The sequence below is a fragment of the Streptomyces sp. PSU-S4-23 genome (assembly GCF_055632315.1).
Map to the genome: position 1 here is coordinate 6,762,303 of NZ_JBVMUU010000002.1, position 19,474 is coordinate 6,781,776.

A 19,474-nucleotide genomic window follows, 5' to 3' on the forward strand; every position below is an offset into this window, starting at 1 on the left:
GTCCCCTCGACGCGATGGCACTGCGGGGCCTACCTTCGAGGTCTCCCGTCCTTCCCGCGCAGGGGGACTCAGATGCCGTCGCTCAGACCGGGGCCGCTCACGGCGGTGCGGTTGCTCTTACGCCTCCAGATGAGGTTCTCGGGAGGCAAGATGCCAGGCCACCCCTGGCCTCTCGCGGACGCGCGCCTGTGGATCTGTACGGCTGAGGGGTGCCGCTGGGCCCGGTTCCTGCTCCATCCCACGGCCCGTGACCACTGTCTGGATCACGGTCTGAGCACCCGCGAACCGGCCGAGCACGGTGACCGGGACCTGGACGTGAAGTGCCCGGAGCCCGAGTGCACGAAGGAAACGTACATCGAAAGCTACGACGAGGCGCGTCACCATGCGTCCTTCTTTCGCTGTGCCAGTCATGAGGAGAACGGATGAGCCAACTGGGTGCGCTGGGAGTCGTGGACGCCGACCTCACCCCCAGGCTGAAGTTCGTGAACATCCTTCCCTCCGCCCTGCTCATCACCGTGGTGGTCGCGCTGGTCCTCGGCGGTGCGCCTTCCCACGCCCCCGGCATGCACCGGCTTCTCGACAATGCCCGTTCATACGGCTGGACCGGTGCCGTGGTCGCAACAGCCGGCGCGCTCATCGCCGGGTTGCTGCTGCAGCCGCTCGAACTCGCCTCCATCCGGCTGCTGGAAGGTTATGTCAGCCCCACAGGCCCGCTTGGGCCGCTGGCCCGGCTGGGCACATGGGTGCACGAGAACCGCAGATCCAGGCTTGCTTGGCAGAAGGACCACCTGCCCGAAGACCCGAGCACCGAGATCGCGCGGTTCCGGCTCGCTCTCATGCCACACCAAGCGCCCGTGCTGCCCACCACCCTGGGCAACCGGCTTCGCGCGGCGGAGGAACGGGCCGGCCGCCCCTACGACCTCGACGCCCTGCTGGCATGGCCCCGCCTGTACTACGTCCTTCCCCAAGACGTGCTGCGCTCGATCTCGGACGACCGCAACCAGCTCGACACCGCAGCCCGGCTGTGCCTCTCCTTCGCTCTCACCTCGGCCGCCACGACCGGGCTGCTGCTGTTGCACCCCCGGTGGCTGGTGCTTCCGGCGCTCTTCGCCGTGCTGTCGTGGTGTGCTTACCGGGCTTCCGTCCATGCGGCCACGACATACGGGGAATCGGTTGCGGCCGTGTTCGACGTCTACCGGTTGAAGCTGTTGCAGGAGATGAACCTCGGTCTTCCGGCCGACACGGCGAAGGAACGCGCGCTCAACAAGCGGCTCATGGCCTACTGGTCCCGGGACGACGACACTCCACGGCCCCGCTCGCTCACGTACGACACCGGCGACAGCGGCTCCGGCGGGCAGAGCGGCTCAGGCGGTTCCTGACGTACCGTCAGAGGTGCGGATCTCGATCCCGCCGAGCAGCGAGAGCCCCTTGACGTGGAGGGTCGGCTTCGCCGGTGGACCGGGATCGAGCGGCCGCGGTCGGCGCCAACGGGCGGAGTAGCGTTCGACCTTCAGATCCCAGTCCGCCGGGACCACTATGTCGATCCCGCTGAGCACGGCCGTCACGTCGAGTCTGGCCTCGCGTCCGACCCTGCCGTTGCTGTCGACGGTTTGGTGGAGTTCCGCTCCCCGCAGGTCGATCACACACCCGCTGGCGACCGCCATGACCGTAGCGAGGGAGAACTCTCCGCGCGGCCATACGACCCTCCTCGCCTCCGCCACCGAGACCAGGCGCGTCACGAGCAGCCCGTCGGCGGAGGGCTTCGCGATCGCCATGCCGACGAGCATGAACGTGCCTGCGAGAAGCAGGACCAGTGGCCACAGATAACGGTGGACGGAGTCGGGGAAGGGGTCACGGGTCAGGAGGAGGAGCAGCCCGCCGACGAGGGCGACGGCCAGGGGACCGCGGAGGACGTTCTTGGTGGCGAGGAGAAGGCGGAGGGCGCCGCCGAGTCCCAGGGCCACGAGGGCGAGGGGCCACCAGTCGCGCAGGACCGCAAGGACGTGTGCTGTGGGAGCGAGCCTGTCCACCAGGGTGGTGAGACCGGCGGCGGACAGCGCCAGTGCGATCCATATGCGCAGATGGCTTCTCACGGAAGCGAACGTTAGTACATGGTTCGCACGTCAAGTGCGAGCGGCGGCCGCACCGCTCGGCTCCCGTCGTCCCGGGAAGAACGGGCCCTGGGTGATCAGCACGCAGCCGGGAGGGCGGCTCCGACTGCGGGCTTGCAGGCTCCCGTACCGACGACGCCTCCAGGCTGGTCTCACCGCACAGCACATTGCTCGCGAGGAAGGAGAGGATCACCACCGCGGACCCGGGAAACATCCTCGCGCAGCCGGTCGTGCATGATTGCTCCGCGTGCCGCGGATCACGCGCGGGGGTACGGACGTCACCACGGGGCGCCACAGGAGGATCGGGATGAAACGTCGCTGGGTCAAGGTCTTGGCGATCACGGTTGTGGTGCTGGCCGTGCTCTTCACGGTCGCCGACCGCGTCTGCGTGCACTACGCGAACGACGAGGCCGCTCAGCTCGTCAAGGAGAAGTACGGCTACGGCAACACCACCGACGGCCGTCTGGACGTGTCGATCGAAGGCTTCCCCTTTCTGACGCAGGCGTTCGCCGAAGACTTCAGCCACGTCAAGCTGACGGCGCAGCGGTTCTTCGTCAGCACCACGAGCAACGCCCCGGGCGGCTACCTGCACATCGAGCGACTCCGGCTCGACCTGCGGGGTGTGAGGGTGACATCACTGACGGCACGTCGTGCGGAGGCGAACCTCGCCACCGGCACGCTGACCCTGTCGTACGAGGAACTGTCCGGTGTGGTGACGCGGTTGGCGGGCAACGGGGGGTCGGTCAGGGTGTCACAGGCCCCGGGGTCGGCCGGTCAGGCGGCACGCGTCAAGGTCACCGGCACGGCCGGCGGGACGGCCCTGAACAGCACGGGCACACTCCTGGCCCAGGGCACGGAACTCTCCCTGAACGTACCCGGCGCCGAACGGGCGTCGGCCGTGTGGCGGGTCCGGCTCCCGGAAGGCGTCGGCTTCACGTCGGCGCGCGCCACCGCCGACGGGGTCGAGATCGGCATGGTCGGTCATCAGGTGAACCTCGGCTCTTCGCGCTTCACGGGATGAGCCCGTCCCGCCGAGCGGGAGCGGCGGCTCGGGACGCCACGCTGAACCGGTGCCCTGGCGCCCCCTTGACATGTTTTGCATAATGCAAAACTAAGGAGGGGGAAGTGATGCGTGCCATCGAGGCGGCCAAGGACACGAAGCGAACGGAACGGACGACAAGCCCTGAGACGAGCGACCTCATGCCTGCGCAGGCGTTCGCGGCTCTGCGTTCCGCCTCCTGGACCCTGATGGCGCTCGCCGTGGTCGTCGGCGCGGGAGCCGGTGTCGGCTCGGTGGTCTTCCGGTGGTGCATCGAGACCTTCACCCGTCTCTTCTCCGGCCATGCCGACTACGCGGCCTCCCCCGGCACGGGCAATCCGCACGCGCCGTGGCTCGGCCCGTACTTCGTGCTCCTCGCCCCGGTGCTCGGCGGCCTGCTGTACGGACCGCTGGTGAACCGGTTCGCCAAGGAGGCGCGCGGCCACGGGGTCCCCGAGGTGATGCTGGCCGTCACCCAGCGCGGCGGCCGTATCAGTCCGAAGGTCGCCCTGGTCAAGACGCTCGCCTCCGCGCTGACCATCGGCTCGGGCGGCTCCGTGGGCCGCGAGGGACCCATCGTGCAGATCGGCTCCGCGCTCGGCTCCACCCTCGGCCGTGTGACCAAGGTGACCGAAGGGCGGATGAAGCTCCTGGTAGCCTGCGGCGCGGCGGCCGGCATCGCCGCGACGTTCAACGCCCCGCTGGCCGGGGTCTTCTTCGCCATGGAACTGATCCTGGGCACCTTCAGCGCGGAGGCGTTCGGCGCGACGGTACTGGCCAGCGTGACGGCGAGCGTGATCGGACGCGCCGCCTTCGGTGACGCCGTCTTCCTGCGCCTGCCGGACTTCCACGTCGACCATCTCACCCAGTACGGCCTGTTCGCGCTGCTCGGCATCGTCGCCGCCGCTGTCGGAGTGGGCTTCTCACGGTTCCTGTACCTGATCGAGGACGCCTGCGACTGGATCTGGCGCGGCCCGGAGTGGCTGCGCCCCGCGGTCGGCGGGGTGGCACTCGGCCTGGTGCTGCTCGCCCTGCCCGAGATGTACGGGGTCGGTTACCCGGTGCTGCAGAAGGCGACCCACGGCGGGTACGCGGTCGGCTTCCTGCTGTTGCTGCTGGCGGGCAAGATGCTGGCGACCAGCCTGACCATCGGCATCGGCGGCTCGGGCGGGGTGTTCGCCCCCAGCCTGTTCGTCGGGGCCATGCTCGGCTCGGCCTACGGAGTGGGCGTCCACCATCTGCTGCCCCAGTCGGCCGGCGCAGCGGGCGCGTACGCCCTGATCGGGATGGGCGCCGTCTTCGCCGGCGCGGCCCGCGCACCGATCACCGCTGTGGTCATCCTCTTCGAGCTCACCGGCGAGTACTCGATCATCCTGCCGCTGATGCTCGCGATCGTGCTCGCCACCGCCACCAGCCGCCTGCTGACCCGCGACACCATCTACACGCTCAAGCTGCGCCGACGCGGCATCGATCTCGAAGGCCCCGCCTCCGGCGCGCAGATTGGCTCCCAGCGCGTCGGCACCGTCATGGAACCCCTGCCCTCGCCCCTGCCGGCGTCCACCTCGCTCGCGGACGCCGCCGACCTGCTGAGCCTGTCCGGCCACGGTGCGCTGCCGGTGGTCGACGACGCCGGCGCGTACGTCGGCATCGTCACCGCCCAGGCAGTGGCCGAAGCCCTTGCCGAACAACCAGAGGCAGCGCCGACGCTCGTCGGGCAACTCGCCGAACCGCCCGCGTCGGTGGCGGCGGACCAACCCCTCTCCCAAGCCCTGCGCACTCTCATCTCGGCGGCGGGCACCGGAGTGCCGGTACTGGACTCCGCGCACGGCACACCGGTCGGTTGGCTCAGCCACCAAAGCGCGCTCCGCGCGGTCCACGCCTCCGCCTGATGCCCGGCGGCCGTCCGTGTTCGCCGCGCCCGCTCCTTCGCGTGTCTCGACTGCGGACACGGCTGGGAAGCCGCGTATGACATCGATGTGACCCTGGGCGAGCGCGCCCGGATCAGCGCCGCGTACCACCTGGACGGCAGGCGCGTGCCCTCGCCCCTGACCTCTCCACGCTGCCCGGCCTGCGAGAGTCGCACCATCCGCATCATGCGGCCGGGACGGGTCGCATCGGTCCGCCTGCGTCAGGCGTGAGGACCGCACCGCGGCCCCTGGCGGTCGTCGGCGCGGGCCGGTGCGAACCATCGCGAGCGGCGTGAACCGGCCGCTTGTGCTTGGCATCACGCAATCTTTACCTGGGGCAAAGGTTCCGGCATGCGGTGCATCCGTACCCCCGGACGTCCATGCTGTCCGCAACGGGAGGCAGCATGCGCATATCACGCACCATGGCAGGAACCGTCTTCGTGGGCGGCGCGCTGAGCACCAACACCGCACGCGTGATCGCCAACACCCGTTACGGCCCGCTCACCGAGGCCGACCGCGACTTCGTCGTCAAGGTGCGCTCCGCCGGGCTGTGGGAGTTCCCCTCCGGAGAGATGGCCCTGCAGAAGGGCACGACCCCGGCCGTCCGCACCGCCGGTCAGCACCTGGTGATCGGGCACTCGGCGCTCGACGCCACCTGCCGCAGGATCGCACCCGAACTGGGCATCACCCTGCCCAACCAGCCCACCCCCCCAGCAACAGGGCTTCGTGGTGCCCCTGAAGTCGGACACCGGGAAGCAGTTCGACACCGACCTGGCCAACATCCTGCGGGTGACGCACGGGCAGATCTTCCCGGCCATCGCCAAGATCCGCGCCACCACCACCAACACTCTGGTCCGCCGACTGGCCGATCAGGCCAACGACATCGTCCTGGACCACATCACCGTGCTGGAGCGCACGGGCCTGGTCAACTTCGGCCAGGTCGACTTCTAGGAGACCACTCCGCCCAAGCTTCCCTCCGGCCAGGTCACCCCGCCCGTGCCCCAGTCGGGGGAACCCGTCGTCGTCCTCAGCCCGCCTCCCGGTGTACCCACGAACGGGGTGCCCACGGGGAACCCGTGAACACCGCCGCTCCGGCACCGTCCCCGGCGGCCTGGTCAGCTGCGATCGGCGCCGCCCCGCTCTGAAGGCGTCAGGGTGTCGGACGGCCCGGACATCCGGTAGGAGCGCACGACCGCGACCATGCTCCCGGCCATGAGAGCGGCGGCCCACCCGGCCAGGCCGCGCAGCGGCCCCGGCACCCCTGCCCCGGCCTCCACGCCGCGCGGGAGCACATGCCCCTCGGGGTCGTAGACGACGGACAGCGCGTCTCCCGGGCGGGTCGTCTGCCGGCATCCTCGCCATATGCGGACCTTGAGTGGTACGCCGTTGCGGTCCTCCACGGAGCACAGGTAGCGGTCGTGCCCGTCGGCCCTCACCCCACCTTCCCGAACCGCCGTCACCACCACGGACTGCACCCGCCCCCGTTCCGCCAGCACCACGCCCGCCGCGGCCTGCGGGGCCTGGAGCGCCAGGCACACACCCAGCAGCGCGACGATGCCGATCAGCGCGCGTCCGGCCCGCACCAGAACCAGATACAGGGCGAGGGCGGCCGCGCACACGAGGCCGGCCTCGCCGTCGGCCAGGGAGGGTCTTCCGGTCCAGGCGCCGACCAGCGTGCTGCCGACGATCACCCCGACAGCGAGGAACCCGGCGAGGAACCCCTCGCCGATCAGCCACCACGGCGGCAGGCCGACGAACTCCGCAGGCCCCCACACCGCAGACCGAAGATGCGCCATCAGACGCGTGTCCGCCGCGGACGGGAGCCGATGCCGTCGTCGCACTCGCGTCTCACCCCAGTGTCGTTCCCGTCCGTCTGCGGCTTCACATGCTGCCGCCGGGGGAGGAGGACACCTGTCCGGCGGACACCTGTGGGGCCGGCAAGCATCGTGGTCCAGCTGCGAAGCCTCACGTTCCACGTGTTGCTTGCATTATGCAAAAAGACCGCGGGCTGGAGAAGGCCGGCCCGGGATCGGACACCGCACATCACGGAGCGTCACGCCTCGTGCGCCACCGCGCCGTCCATCACCCAGCCCAGCGGATGCGGCTCCGGGTCGTCCACCGCGGGCGCCGGGGGCTCCCCGCCCGCCTCGTTGAACGCGTTGAGGGCCTCGACCAGTGCCAGCCGCTCCATCGGGCGGAGTCGTTCGACGATCGCCGCGATCTCGGCGCGACGCCGGGCGGTGACGTCCTCGACGATGCGCCGTCCCTCCTCGGTGAGCTGCAGCAGCGTCTCACGACGGTTGTCAGGATTGGCCCGCCGGTCGGCGAGGCCGGCCGCGATGAGCCGGTCGACCATGCGCATCGCCGTCGACGGCGCCACCTGCAGCAGATCGGCAAGCGCGACCAGTTTGGTGGCACCCCGGGTGGACAGCACCACCAGCATCCGGAACTGGGGGACGGTCACCCGCTCCTCGACCTCGGCGAGGGAGCGGGCGGAGACCGCGATCAGCAGCCGGGAAGCGGTCAGCACCGCTCGGGTGACCGCATCGACATCGTCCATGGTCCCTGCGGGGTTCGTGCGTTCCGGCATGCGTCCTTTCTATCGCGTCCTGTTCCCGGCCCGATGGCGCAGTGGGAAGGGATTCTCCCTCCGCATGGGCGTGGCGCCGGAGCAGGAGCGTCATCGCGTGCTCGCGTCATCGCGGGGCGGCCCGGCGGCATGCCGCACAAGGCCCTCGCGCACGCCTCCGTTCCCGGCGCCCGCCTCCTGCGCGAGTGCGATCACGACCGAGGGGGGTGACGAGTGTGTCGCCGGCGGCGAAGATGCCGACGCGCGCCGGCCGGTGCAAGGTGGTGGACGGAGGCGACCAGGGAGGGCGGACCAGGCCCATGGCCATCACGCTTTCCGATCGGCAGACCGTCCGGGGTGCGGCTGTCCCCGGCTCGCCCTCGCGGTCGGCGCCGGCCGCATCGCCCTCGTCATGGGGCGTCGAGGGGGTGCGGCCTCGTGAGCGGTGAGGGCGGGCGGGCGTCGGAGGAGTTGGCGCAGGCGCCGCTGCCCGCCGTGTTCGCCGCACTGGGCTCCTCCGCGCGGGGGCTGAGCAGCGCACAGGCACGCACCCGACTGGAGCAGGCGGGCCCCAACGAGATCGCCGAGAAGCGCCGCAGTGCGCTGCTGGTGTTCCTGGGCTACTTCTGGGGGCCGATCGCGTGGATGATCGAGGCGGCGCTGGTGCTGTCGCTGCTGGTGCGGCACTGGACCGACGCGGCGATCATCGCGGTCCTGCTGGCGATGAACGGCGGTGTGGCGTTCGCCGAGGAACACCAGGCGGCGAGCGCGATCGCCGCGCTCAAACAGCGTCTGGCGACCACGGCGCGGGTGCTGCGGGACACGACTTGGGCCACCGTGCCGACGCGGGAGCTGGTGCCCGGCGACGTGGTCCGTCTCCGGCTGGGGGACGTGGTCCCGGCGGATGCCCGCCTTCTCGGGGCCACGCTCCAGGTGGACCAGTCGGCGCTGACCGGTGAGTCGCTGCCGGTGGGCCGTGGTGCCGGGGAGGTGCTGTACTCGGGGTCGGTGGTGGTGCGCGGCGAGGCCGACGCCCTGGTGTACGCCACCGGGGCGGCCAGTTTCTTCGGCCGTACCACCGCACTGGTGCAGGCGGCGGGAACGACCGGCCACTTCCAGCGCGCCGTGATCAGGATCGGCCAGTACCTGATCGTCGCCGCGCTCGTGCTGGTGGCGTTGACCGTGGCGGTGTCGGTGGCGCGCGGCAACGCGGTGCTGACCGTGCTGGAGTTCGCCCTGGTCGTCCTCATCGCCTCGGTGCCGGTGGCACTGCCGGCGGTGCTGTCGGTGACCATGGCGGTCGGCGCCCGCCGGCTCGCCCGCCGACAGGCGGTGGTCTCCCACCTGCCCGCGGTGGAGGAACTGGGCGGCATCGACGTGCTGTGCTCGGACAAGACCGGCACCCTCACCCAGAACCGGCTCGCGGTGCAGAGCCCCTGGCAGGCGCCGGGTGTCGAGGCGGCCGACCTGCTCGGCGCGGCGGCGTTGGCGTCCCGTGCGGAGGACCGCGATCCGATCGACCTGGCTGTCCTCGCCGCGGCGCCCGATGGCCTGCCCCGCGGCCGGGTGGTGGTGGAGTTCGTGCCGTTCGACCCGGTCACCAAGCGCACCGAGGCCACCGTCACCGACCCCGGTGGGGCACGGTTCAGAGTCAGCAAAGGGGCGCCGCAGGTGATCGCCGCCCTGTGCGAGGGCGATCCCGCCGCACGACGACTGGACACGGTGGTCCAGGAGTTCGCCTCCCGCGGCTACCGTTCGTTGGGCGTGGCACGCACCGACGCCACGGGCAGCTGGCTGCTGCTGGGGGTGCTTCCGCTGGCCGACCCGCCCCGGGACGACTCGGCCGCGACCGTCTCCGCGGCCCGCGCACTCGGGCTGAAGGTGAAGATGGTCACCGGCGACCAGGGCGCCATCGGCCGGGAGATCGCTCGCCGTATCGGCCTCGGCGAGGACATCCTCCCGGCCGGCACTCTCGCCGCGCCCGGCCCGGCGGAGGAGAGCGTGCAACGGTCCGCGTCCTCGGCCGTGGTGGAGTCCGCGGACGGATTCGCCCAGGTGTTCCCCGAGCACAAGTACAGGATCGTGAAGCTCCTGCAGGCCAGGGGCCACATCGTGGGGATGACCGGCGACGGCGTCAACGACGCGCCCGCACTCAAGCAGGCCGACGCCGGGATCGCGGTGGCCGGTGCCACCGACGCCGCCCGCGCCGCCGCCGACGTGGTCCTGCTCGCCCCCGGCCTGTCTGTCATCGTCGACGCCATCCGTCAGGCCCGGGAGATCTTCGCCCGTATGATCAGCTATGCGACCTACCGCATCGCCGAGACCATCAGGGTCCTTCTCCTGATCGCGCTGGCGATCGTCGCGTTCGACTTCTTCCCCGTCACCCCCGTGATGATCGTGTTCCTCGCGCTGCTCAACGACGGCGCGATCCTCTCCATCGCCTACGACCACGTGCGCGGCGCGGACAAGCCCGCGGCCTGGGACATGCGCACTGTACTGACCATCGCCACGGCGATCGGCCTCATGGGGGTGGCCGAGACCTTCCTGCTCTTCGTCCTCGCCGACCGGGCCATCGGCCTGGACCGGGGGCTGATCCGCACCCTGGTCTATCTGAAACTGTCCGTCTCCGGGCACCTCACCATCTTTGTCACCCGCACCCGCGACCCCTTCTGGACCCGCCCCGCGCCCGCCCCGGTCCTGCTGGGCGCGGTTCTCGGAACACAGCTGATCGCCACCCTCATCGCCGTCTACGGCGCACTGATGACCCCGCTCGGCTGGGCCTGGGCGGCCGCCGTCTGGGGCTACGCCCTGATCTGGTTCCTGGTCGAGGACAGGGTCAAGCTCGCCGCCCACCACTGGCTCGACCGCCACCCACGCCACGCCCCGGTGGCGCAACCGCCACGGGCGTGACCGGTCCGCCCGACCCCGTGTCGTGGCCGGTCGCCGGGCCGGACGGGGCAGGCGTCTGGGCCGAAGGTCCCTTTCGGGCGTGCCCTCGCCGGCAGGAGTCTGAAGCGAGGGAGAACGTGCGGCACGGAGAGGTGAGGGCATTGGACGGCGCAGCATCCCGGGAAGTGATCGTGGTGGGGGTGGACGGATCGGACTCCAGCAAGTCGGCGCTGCGGTGGGCCGCTCGCCAGGCAGAGCTGACCGGTGCGGAACTGCGTCCCGTACAGGCGTGGCGCCTGCCGGTCACCTACGGGATGCCCGTGGACTACTCGGGCGGGGATTTCGAGGGCCGGGCCCGCGAGGAGCTGCGCCGCACCATCGAGGAGGTACTGGGGGAGCACTCCGGCATCCCGGTCGTCCCGATCGTCGTGGAGGGCCACCCGTCGCTCGTCCTGACCGAGGCGGCCAGGAACGCCGACCTGCTGGTGGTCGGCAGCCACGGACACGGGGCGTTCGCCGGAATGCTCCTCGGTTCGGTCAGTCAGCACTGCGTCCAGCACGCGACCTGCCCGGTGCTCGTGGTGCGCACCGCCGACAACTGACCCCCACAGACACGGGCTGAACGATTGTTTAGTATGCTGTACATGCGTTCAATCCGTGACGACCGGACCACGCGTGCGGTCATCCGTGACGAGGCTCTGCGCCTGTTCGCCGCGCACGGTCCGGAGACGGTGTCCGTGCGGCAGATCGCCGCCGCCGCGGGAGTGTCACCCGCTCTTGTCGTGCATCACTTCGGGTCCAAGGAAGGGCTTCGCCAAGAGGTCGACCACCATGTGCTGGGCGTCTTCGAGGCGATGCTCGGCGAACTGACGGGAGAAGGCGGAGCCGAGCTGCTGGATCCCGGCGCCGGAGCGGGCTCACTGGGTGAGGCGTTCGCGCGGCATCTTCCGCCCGGATCACCGCTGCCGGATTACCTGCGACGGCTTCTGCTGTCCGACACGGGTGCCGGGCGGCTGCTGTTCAGGCGGCTGTTCGACCTGAGCCGGGTGGCGCTCGACGGCATGGCGGCCGCCGGACTGGCAGCGCCGGGGCGCGAGCCGGCGGTGCGTGCCGCCTTCCTGCTCGGCAACGACCTGGCTGTCTTCCTGCTGCGTGACCGTCTCACCGAGGTCCTGGGCGCGGACCCGCTGTCGGCCGAGGGCATGGCCCGCTGGGCCCCCGAGGTGCTGAGCATCTACGCGGGCGGGCTGAACGCGACACCGCAAGGAGCACAAGGGGACGACTCATAGGGAGACCGCGCATGGCGACGGGTTCGACACCAGCACCATCCCCCGTACTTCAGGCCCGCGACATCCACAAGTCCTACGGCAGACACCCTGTGCTGCGGGGCGCCGACCTCACGGTCGCCCCCGGGCAACTGGTCGCCGTCGTCGGCGAGAACGGCGCCGGCAAGTCGACGCTGCTGAAGGTCCTGGCCGGGACCCTGCCCGTCGACCGGGGCGAGGTCACCCTGTCCGGGGCCCTCGGCTACTGCCCCCAGGACCCGGTCCTGAACGCCAACCTCACCGTCGAGCAGCATCTGCGCTACTTCGCCGCCGCCCACCGTCTGCCGGACCTGGACCGCGGCCATGAACTCGTCCGTCTCCTCGGCTACGAGCGCTACGCGCGGGCGGCCGCCGGCGATCTGTCCGGCGGCACCCGGCAGAAGCTCAACCTCACCCTGGCCCTGCTCCACGACCCGGACGTGCTGCTTCTCGACGAGCCCTATCAGGGGTTCGACTGGGAGACGTATCTGCGGTTCTGGGATGTCGTCGACGGCCTGCGCGCCCACGGCAGGGCCGTCGTGATCATCACTCATCTCGTCTTCGAGCAGGACCGCTTCGACCTGCTGGCCGATCTCGCCGACGGCCGGATCACCCCGCGTACGTCATCGAGGGAGCAGCACGATGTCCGTGCCTAGCACCGTCCCGCCCCGGCCGCTGCTGGGGCAGTTCCCCACCGCCCTGCGGTTCTGCGTCCGCGACCAGACCCGCAACCGCCTCGCCGGGCTGCTGCTCGTGCTTTTCGTCCCCGTGTGGTACCTGCTGATGGACGCCATGGCCGGGCACACCCCGCTGAACTTCAGGCTGTACTCGACCGGCGACGTGCTGCATGTCGACGGCGGCCGTCTGACCCTGGTCTCGGCCGGTTTGAACTCCGTCACGATGATCGCCGGGTTCGTCGTCTTCGACGCCGTCCGCAAGGCGCTCGTCTTCGACCGGCGCCTGGTCTTCGCAGGGTACCGGCAGTCCACCCTGGTCGGCGCCAAGTCTCTGGCCGTCGCCGTGGTCGCCACCGCGATCGCCCTCTACACGGCGCTCGCGATGCTGCTCTTCTGGCGACCGGGCCTCGCCGGCTGGTTCGCCGTACTGGCCGGGTTCACGGTCATCGCCCTCACCTACGGCGCCCTCGGCCTGTTCCTCGGCGTCCTGGTGAAACACGACCTGGAGGGTTTCTTCCTGATCATCATGGGCGGCCTGATGGACACCTTCCTGCAGAACCCGCTGGGCAACCCGCTCGCCAACAAGCCCGTTCTGCAGTGGTTCCCGTCCTTCGGCCCGATGCAGTTCGCCGTCGGCGGCGCCTTCGGGGAGACCGCGCTGTGGGGCCACCTCGCCCTCGGCCTGGGCTGGGCGGCCGCGTTCGGCGTGGTCGGACTGGCCATCTTCCGGATCCGGACCCGCAACCGCACGCACACGGGATCACCGACGGCGGCCGTACTCCCTCCGCGGTGACTCGCCGGTTCCCGCCGAGGGGACCACGCGGAGGCGGGCGGGTTCAGGCCGGACGAGAGAGCATACGAAGCAGGCTGGTGCGGAGGACGTCCCGTGCGGCCTCGGCGGACAGCCGGCCGGCTTCCTGCTCCTCGCTCGCGGCGTGGCCGAGCCTGATGGTCACCGCCACCAGCCAGTCGAGGGGAAGCCGGTCGTCGAACTCTCCGGCCTGCCGGCCGCGTTGGATCACCCGCCTGATCCGGTCGGCGACGGGCGCGTGCCGGTCGTGGTCGGCCTGCGGGCTGACGGGGTGGGCGCTTGTCAGTTGCAGCAGTACGGGGTAGCGGCCGGTCACCTGCGCGCCGGCATCGAGCATGCGCATCAGGGAGTCCGCGGCGGGGCCGGTGTCGAGGTCGGCGGCATCCATGGCGGCGACAGCCTCATCGGTGATCCGGTCGACGACGGCCAGCAGCAACTGCTCCCGTGAGGGGAAGTGGGCGTAGACGGTCGGGCGGGTCACGCCCGCAGCGCCCGCGATCGTCTCCAGGCTTGCGCCGGGTTCGGCGTTGAGGACCCGGGTCGCGGCATCCAGGATGGCGGCCTTGCTGCGGCGGGCGTCGGCACGGCGGCTGCGGGCGGGGAAAGACGTCACCTTTGACATGTTGCCAAACTTATCGGGGCATGTATTTTTTACAGTACGTAAAAAATCGTGTGTGAGCATCGACCGGCGGGAGTGACATGCGCCCACTCGGCAACACCGACCCCAAGCAGTTCATCGCCGACTTCTTCACCTCCTTCACCGAGGACCTGCTGCAGACGGACGAGGACGCGGCACTGATCGTCGACCGCTACCACACCCCGGACATCGTCGAGATCGCCGACGGACACCGGATCGACCGCGACAAGCTCATTGCGCACGCGCGCCCGGTCCGCAAGAACCGGCCCGCCATCCGCATGGAGGTGCACGAGGCCGTCGCCGACGGCGACCGGATCGCCGCCCGCTACACCCTCCACTCCTCTCAGCGCGGCAGAGACCTCGCCACAGAGGTCTACTTCTTCGGCCGGTTCTGCCCTGACGGCCGGATGCGGCAGGCACACATGACCACGCGCACTGTCCCCGTGAACGGCTGACGAGGGCGCCACGCACATCGGTGGGCGATCAAGCGGTCATCCGCGGAGCACCGTCGCGTAGTTGGCGACCGCGACACCGCCCATGTTGTGCACGAGGCCGGTTCGAGGCCCGTCGAGCTGCATCTCGCCCGCTCTGCCGGAGAGCTGGAGAGCCACGAGCGCGTGCTGCGACACGCCGGTCGCTCCGACGGGGTGCCCCTTGGCCTTGAGCCCCCCGGAGACGTTGACGGGGAGTCGGCCGTCCCGGTGCACCCAACCCTCCTCCACGGCGCGTCGGCCCTGTCCCCGGGGCGTGAGTCCCAGCATCTCGTAGACGAGGAGTTCGGCGATCGTGAAGCAGTCGTGCACCTCGGCGAGATCGAGGTCGTCCACCTCGATCCCGGCCATACCCAGGGCACGCTGGACGGCGAGTCGGCCCGCGGCGAATTCGAGGACGTCGCGTCGGTGGGCGCCGAGGTGGTCGTTGGCGTGCCCCACCCCGGCGATGAGAGCGAGCGGGTCGGCCGGGTCCCGGCGCAGGACGAGGGCGGCGGCTCCGTCGCTGACGGGTGAGCAGTCCGTGCGTCGAAGCGGCCCGGCCACCAGGGGATTGGCGTCCGAGACGGCCGAGCAGAACTCGATGCCGAGGTCCTTGCGGATCTGCGCCCACGGGTTCGAGCACCCGTTGCGGTGGTTCTTCGCGGCGATCGCAGCGAGGACATCGCCGAGCCAGTCGTCGGCGGCGTACCGCTTGGCATAGTCCTGCGCGACGTCCGCGAAGAGGCCGGCGAAGCCGGTGGGCGAGTTCGTCCCGGCGAGCTGAGGGTCGGCTCCCAGCAGTGCCCGGGCCACTTCGGGACCCGTCGCATGGGTCATCTTCTCGACGCCGACGACGAGCACGGTGTCGGCGAGCCCGGAGAGGATGGCCCGAACGCCCTGGTGCACGGCGGCCGAGCCGGAGGCGCACGCGTTCTCGACCCGTGTCATCGGCCGCCCCCAGAGCCCGCCGGCAGCCCCGATCGGGAGGGAGGACGGGAACGCGAACGGCGTGAGGCCGCTGTTGAACTGTGCGACGAAGACCTCGTCGACCTCTTCGGGCTCGATGCCCGCGTCAATCAGGGCTTGGGACGTCACCGTCTCGACGAGACTGCCCACCGTCTCCGCCGGCAGCCTGCCGAAGGGGGTGTGGGCCGTACCGACGATGCCGATGCGGGCGGGCAGGGGCGGAACCGCAGTCATGGTGCCCTACTTTCTTCCCATGGGTCTGGACTGGTCCTTCGTGGGATCGGCGGCTCCAGCAGGGTCCCGGACATGAGTGTCCCGGACATGAGTGTCCTGGACGTGGACGTGGACGGAGCCGGAGCAGTTCCCCGGGGGAGCCGGGGAGGTCCCCTCGGGTCCCGGGGTGAGGCGGAAACGGCGGATCTTCCCGACGGAGGTGCGTGGCAGTGCGTCCACGACGGTCCAGGCCCGGGGCCGCGAGGCGGGGGTGAGATGGTCGGCCGCCCAGGCGTCGAGCCGGGCCCCGGTCGGCGGGTGTCCGGGGTCGCTCGGGACGACGTAGGCGACCGGGACCTGATCGCGGACGGGGTCCGGAGCGGCCACCACCGCGGCCTCCAGCACCCCGGGGGCTTCGGCGAGAGCGGCCTCGACCTCGGTCAGGGAGACGTTCTCGCCGGCGACCTTGATGACGTCGTCGACCCTGCCCACGAAGCTGAACCGGCCGTCCGCCTCCCGGCGGACGAGATCCCCCGTGCTGAACCACACCTGGCCGCTCTCCGGCACGGGGAGACCGAGGCCGGGGAAGGCACGGGCGTTCGCGGCCGGGTCGTCGAGATACCCCTGGAACAGATCCTCCCCGCGGCGCCCGGCCAGTGTGAGCACCCCCGGCTCCCCGTCCGGCACCGGCCGGCCGGTGACCGGGTCCAGGAGGACGACGTGGCGTCCTGGGACCACGGCGCCGATGCGCGCCGGGTCGGGGCCGTCGGGCGGGGCGGCCGTGACCACGGCCAGGGTCTCGGTCATCCCGTAGATCTGCCGGGGCGCCACACCGCACAGCCCGGCCAGTTCGGTCCACTGCCCGCGGGCGAGGTTCTGCGCGAACCACACGTGTCGCAGCGCGAGGGCCGGCGCGTCGGCGCGCCGCCGTGCCAGGATCATCCGGATCGGCGCGGCGAACAGACTCGCGTGGGTCGCGCCCAGCTCGGCGACCTCGTGGGGCCACCGGCTCGCGGTGAAGCGGGCGGTCAGCCCCACCGAGGCGCCGACGGCGATGGCCGACGCGAAGCAGTAGTACTGCGCGTTCGCGTGGAAGAGCGGCAGACAGACGTACCAGCGATCCATGGGGCCGAGACCCGAGAGGTCCGCCATGGCCGTGGCGACATGGAGGTAGTTCCGCTGGGTGAGCTCCACCGCCTTCGGCTCCGACGTCGTTCCGGAGGTGAACATGACCGCGATCCGGTCCTCGGGGCGAGGACGTGCTGAGCGCTCGGGGCGCGGACGCGGAGCCGCGAGGAGCAAAGAGCCCGGTGCGAGGTCGGCGGCCGTCTCGGTGAGCGGGAGGACACAGGGGACGCGGCCGTCGGCGCCCTCGCGTACCGTGGCCTGCCGCGCGGCGGCGCACACCGTCACGACGGGGCGGGTGCGGGTGACGTGGCGGGCCACGTCCCGGGCTGACGACGCCGGGTCCACCGGCACCATCCACGCGCCGAGCCGGCTCGTCGCCAGCCACAGCGCGACGAAGGCCGGGCAGTTGCGCAGAACGACATGGACCGGACTGCCCGGGCGCACACCGCACGCCGTCAGCCGGGCCGCCACGCCCTCGACGAGCGCGTCGAACTCGGCGTAGGTCCAGGTGGACACCGCTCCGCTGTCGGCACGGAAGAGAAGGAAGGGATGGTCTGCGTGGTTCCTGACGGCCCGGTCCCAGAGGCCGGCGAAGGTCTGCGGGCTTTCCATGCCCTCGACGATAGGGAGAGCGGCGGCACGCCGGCCGTCCCAATGTGGGACAGTCCCGGCCACCTCTCAAGCCGTGATCCCGTACGACCGCAGCTTGCGGTACAGGCTGCTCCGCGACATGCCGAGGTGTGTCGCGGCGGCGACGCGGTTGCCGTCCTTGTCCCGCAGCGCGGCGATGATCGCGTCGCGTTCGGCGGCCTCGATGCGTGTGAGGATCTTGTGGGACCGGGTCTGGCAGTAGTTCGGCAGGTCCTGGTCCTGGATCTCCCCCACCGGCCGCGCGCGCAGCGCATGGGTCAGCGCCTCGCGCAGCTGCGAGACATTGCGCGGCCAGGTGTACCGGGCGACGGTTCGCATGGCCGTGGGGGACAGCCGCACCCGCCGGCCCGGCGCGATCTCCTCCAGGACCCGGCTGACGATGAGCGCCAGGTCCTCGGTGCGGAATCGGAGCGGCGGGATGGTCACGGCGACCTCGAAGTGTCCGAGGAGCGCATGGAACGGCAGGTCGGAGTCGAGGCTGGAGTCCGACACCGTCGCGGCGAACGTGACAGGAGCCTTCGTCGAACCGAGGGTCGTGAACAGCTCGTCGATGCGTTCGACTCCCTCCGTGCTCGCCTGGTCGATGTTCCGGACGATGCACAGGGTCTGCTCACGGGTGCTGCCCAGCAGCGCGTCGAGGTCGCTCTCCGCCCCCGAGTGCAGCTGGGTCGCGTCGACGGCGACGCTGCGGCCGCAGGGGTGGTCGGCGTGGAAGAGCTCGGCGACGAGGGTGAACTTGCCCGCCCCCGTCTCGCCGAGGACGATCGTCGGGGCCTTCGCGGTGAGGGCGTCGCGCAGTTCCGAGCAGGCGCGGATCCACGCCGGGGACGAGCCGGAGGCGATCGGCACATGCGGCCGGCGCAGGTCGCCGACGAGCCCTCTGGTCTCGGCACCCGCCGTCGCCACTCGTGGCAGGACACGGTCGTCGAACTCCGGGCCGGGGGCGGGGGACCAGGGATGTGACGCCTGGTCGGTCACGGCCTCGGCGACGACGACGATGCCCGCGGTGTCGGAGCCCGTGACGATCCGCGTCCCGCGTATCCGGATCATCCGGCCGGACTGCAGGGCCATCGTCTCGCTGACACGGTCGCGGCGGGCCATGAGGAAGGTCGCGTGTTCCCGGACGGCCAGCTGCTCGACCGGGTCGAACATGGCCTGGGCCGCGGCATTGGCCATGAACACCGAGTCCGCGAAGGCGAACACCGCCTGTCGGGCCGAGCGGGCGTCGGCCCTCAGATAGGTCTCGAAGAGTGCCTGCTGGGCCTGGTTCCGGTCGAGCAGAAGGTTGCGCCCGATGTCCTTGGCCGCCGACTTGACGAGCGTGTGCACGAGCGGGCTCCACGCGTCGGCCAGTGTGGAGACGTCGAGGATGCCCTCGATGCGCCCGGTCAACGGGTCGATGACCGGCGCGCCGGTGCAGGCGAACGCCTGCAGCTCCTCTGTGAAGTGCTCAGGACCGACCACCGACACGGCCTGTCCCGCCTCCAGGACGGTCCCGACCCCGTTGGTGCCCTTCTTCCCCTCGGCGTAGTTGTACCCCGGGGCGAAATCGACCCGGTCGAGCAGCCGCCCGACGGCCGAGGAGGAGTCCCGGCGCTGCACCAGGCGGGCGTGGCTGTCGGTGAGGGCGATGACCAGCGGCAGGTCGGCGGTGTCGTTGCCGAGCTGGTCGAGGACCGGCTCCGCGCAGCGGACCAGACGGGAGCTGGTGTCGATGTCGTCACTGAAGTCCGTCGGCGGACGGGAGATGTCCACCCCGGCCCGCTGACTGCGCACCCATGACGCGGCGAGGACGTCGGGAACGCCCGCGGCGCCCTGCTGTCCGTATTCCAGGAAGTCGGCCCGGGCTGCCGCCATACGCAGCAGCCTGCTGTTCCTGTCCGGCATACGGCCTCCTTGTCGCGGCCACCGACGCGTGCGGCCCTCACGCGCCGGGCCCTCATGATGCCTGCGCCGGTGGCCCGAACCAACCGGCGTGCATGTCCCAAGTTGGGACGGCCGCGGAACCTGGGACGCCAGCACCTTGGATCTCACCGTCGAGGGCGACGGCCGGGCCGGACGTCGGGGGTGCACCCCGGGGGCGGCGGCCGCGTCCCTCC

General features: G+C 71.0%; 16 protein-coding genes and 1 pseudogene. 10 read left to right on the top strand and 7 right to left on the bottom strand.

Features of this window, described 5'->3' with window-relative positions; translation table 11 throughout:
• Nucleotides 1–422 precede the first annotated feature (422 nt).
• On the top strand, nt 423–1,379 hold the full coding sequence (locus ACZ79I_RS30710) for a hypothetical protein (RefSeq protein WP_471501508.1): 957 nt from the start codon (nt 423–425) through the stop codon (nt 1,377–1,379).
• Here the strand turns inward: ACZ79I_RS30710 and ACZ79I_RS30715 are convergent.
• On the bottom strand, nt 1,365–2,093 hold the full coding sequence (locus tag ACZ79I_RS30715; protein ID WP_471501510.1) for a hypothetical protein: 729 nt from the start codon (nt 2,091–2,093) through the stop codon (nt 1,365–1,367). The genes ACZ79I_RS30710 and ACZ79I_RS30715 overlap by 15 nt on opposite strands.
• A gap of 325 nt (nt 2,094–2,418) precedes the next feature.
• Between ACZ79I_RS30715 and ACZ79I_RS30720 the strand changes: the two genes are divergently transcribed.
• The 3 genes and pseudogenes from ACZ79I_RS30720 (at nt 2,419) to ACZ79I_RS30730 (ending at nt 6,137) form a co-directional block, all read left to right on the top strand.
• Nucleotides 2,419–3,132: an LmeA family phospholipid-binding protein gene (locus ACZ79I_RS30720; RefSeq protein ID WP_471501512.1), complete on the top strand. Its 714-nt coding sequence runs from the start codon at nt 2,419–2,421 to the stop codon at nt 3,130–3,132.
• A 227-nt stretch (nt 3,133–3,359) separates the two neighbouring features.
• A complete protein-coding gene (locus tag ACZ79I_RS30725) occupies nt 3,360–5,039 on the top strand; it encodes a chloride channel protein (protein ID WP_471505320.1) in 1,680 nt (559 codons plus the stop codon).
• A gap of 422 nt (nt 5,040–5,461) precedes the next feature.
• Nucleotides 5,462–6,137 (top strand): annotated as a pseudogene (locus tag ACZ79I_RS30730) (DUF4142 domain-containing protein).
• A gap of 35 nt (nt 6,138–6,172) precedes the next feature.
• Here the strand turns inward: ACZ79I_RS30730 and ACZ79I_RS30735 are convergent.
• Both ACZ79I_RS30735 and ACZ79I_RS30740 read right to left on the bottom strand, forming a co-directional pair.
• Nucleotides 6,173–6,853, bottom strand: coding sequence for a hypothetical protein (locus ACZ79I_RS30735; RefSeq protein ID WP_471501514.1), 681 nt, complete (start codon nt 6,851–6,853; stop codon nt 6,173–6,175).
• 257 nt (nt 6,854–7,110) lie between these two features.
• Nucleotides 7,111–7,647: a MarR family winged helix-turn-helix transcriptional regulator gene (locus tag ACZ79I_RS30740; protein ID WP_471501516.1), complete on the bottom strand. Its 537-nt coding sequence runs from the start codon at nt 7,645–7,647 to the stop codon at nt 7,111–7,113.
• Between the two features lie 417 nt (nt 7,648–8,064).
• Here ACZ79I_RS30740 and ACZ79I_RS30745 point away from each other — a divergent pair, with 417 nt between their 5' ends.
• From ACZ79I_RS30745 to ACZ79I_RS30765, 5 genes are all read left to right on the top strand, one after another.
• Complete coding sequence (locus ACZ79I_RS30745) at nt 8,065–10,536, top strand: plasma-membrane proton-efflux P-type ATPase (RefSeq protein WP_471501518.1); 2,472 nt, start codon at nt 8,065–8,067, stop codon at nt 10,534–10,536.
• A 140-nt stretch (nt 10,537–10,676) separates the two neighbouring features.
• The gene (locus ACZ79I_RS30750) at nt 10,677–11,117 is read left to right on the top strand and encodes a universal stress protein (RefSeq protein WP_471501520.1); all 441 of its coding nucleotides are present in this window, start codon (nt 10,677–10,679) and stop codon (nt 11,115–11,117) included.
• A gap of 42 nt (nt 11,118–11,159) precedes the next feature.
• Complete coding sequence (locus tag ACZ79I_RS30755) at nt 11,160–11,804, top strand: TetR/AcrR family transcriptional regulator (RefSeq protein ID WP_471501522.1); 645 nt, start codon at nt 11,160–11,162, stop codon at nt 11,802–11,804.
• Nucleotides 11,805–11,815: 11 nt separating this feature from the next.
• A complete protein-coding gene (locus tag ACZ79I_RS30760; RefSeq protein ID WP_471501524.1) occupies nt 11,816–12,475 on the top strand; it encodes an ABC transporter ATP-binding protein in 660 nt (219 codons plus the stop codon).
• A complete protein-coding gene (locus tag ACZ79I_RS30765) occupies nt 12,462–13,289 on the top strand; it encodes an ABC transporter permease (protein ID WP_471501526.1) in 828 nt (275 codons plus the stop codon). Before ACZ79I_RS30760 ends, ACZ79I_RS30765 begins: the two co-directional genes overlap by 14 nt.
• Nucleotides 13,290–13,332: 43 nt before the next feature.
• On the opposite strand, the gene ACZ79I_RS30770 is transcribed toward ACZ79I_RS30765, so the two are convergent.
• Nucleotides 13,333–13,929 carry a TetR/AcrR family transcriptional regulator gene (locus tag ACZ79I_RS30770; protein WP_471501528.1) on the bottom strand — a complete coding sequence of 199 codons (597 nt, stop codon included), beginning with the start codon at nt 13,927–13,929 and terminating at the stop codon, nt 13,333–13,335.
• A gap of 77 nt (nt 13,930–14,006) precedes the next feature.
• Between ACZ79I_RS30770 and ACZ79I_RS30775 the strand changes: the two genes are divergently transcribed.
• On the top strand, nt 14,007–14,399 hold the full coding sequence (locus ACZ79I_RS30775; RefSeq protein WP_471501530.1) for a nuclear transport factor 2 family protein: 393 nt from the start codon (nt 14,007–14,009) through the stop codon (nt 14,397–14,399).
• 36 nt (nt 14,400–14,435) lie between these two features.
• Here ACZ79I_RS30775 and ACZ79I_RS30780 read toward each other — a convergent pair whose 3' ends face one another.
• From ACZ79I_RS30780 to ACZ79I_RS30790, 3 genes are all read right to left on the bottom strand, one after another.
• Nucleotides 14,436–15,617, bottom strand: coding sequence for a thiolase domain-containing protein (locus tag ACZ79I_RS30780; protein ID WP_471501532.1), 1,182 nt, complete (start codon nt 15,615–15,617; stop codon nt 14,436–14,438).
• 6 nt (nt 15,618–15,623) lie between these two features.
• Nucleotides 15,624–17,336 (bottom strand): class I adenylate-forming enzyme family protein, encoded by a 1,713-nt coding sequence (locus ACZ79I_RS30785; protein WP_471501534.1) that lies wholly within the window; start codon nt 17,334–17,336, stop codon nt 15,624–15,626.
• 66 nt (nt 17,337–17,402) lie between these two features.
• Entirely contained in the window at nt 17,403–19,262 is a 1,860-nt protein-coding gene (locus ACZ79I_RS30790; protein ID WP_471501536.1) for a sigma-54-dependent Fis family transcriptional regulator, read from the bottom strand.
• Nucleotides 19,263–19,474 lie beyond the last annotated feature (212 nt).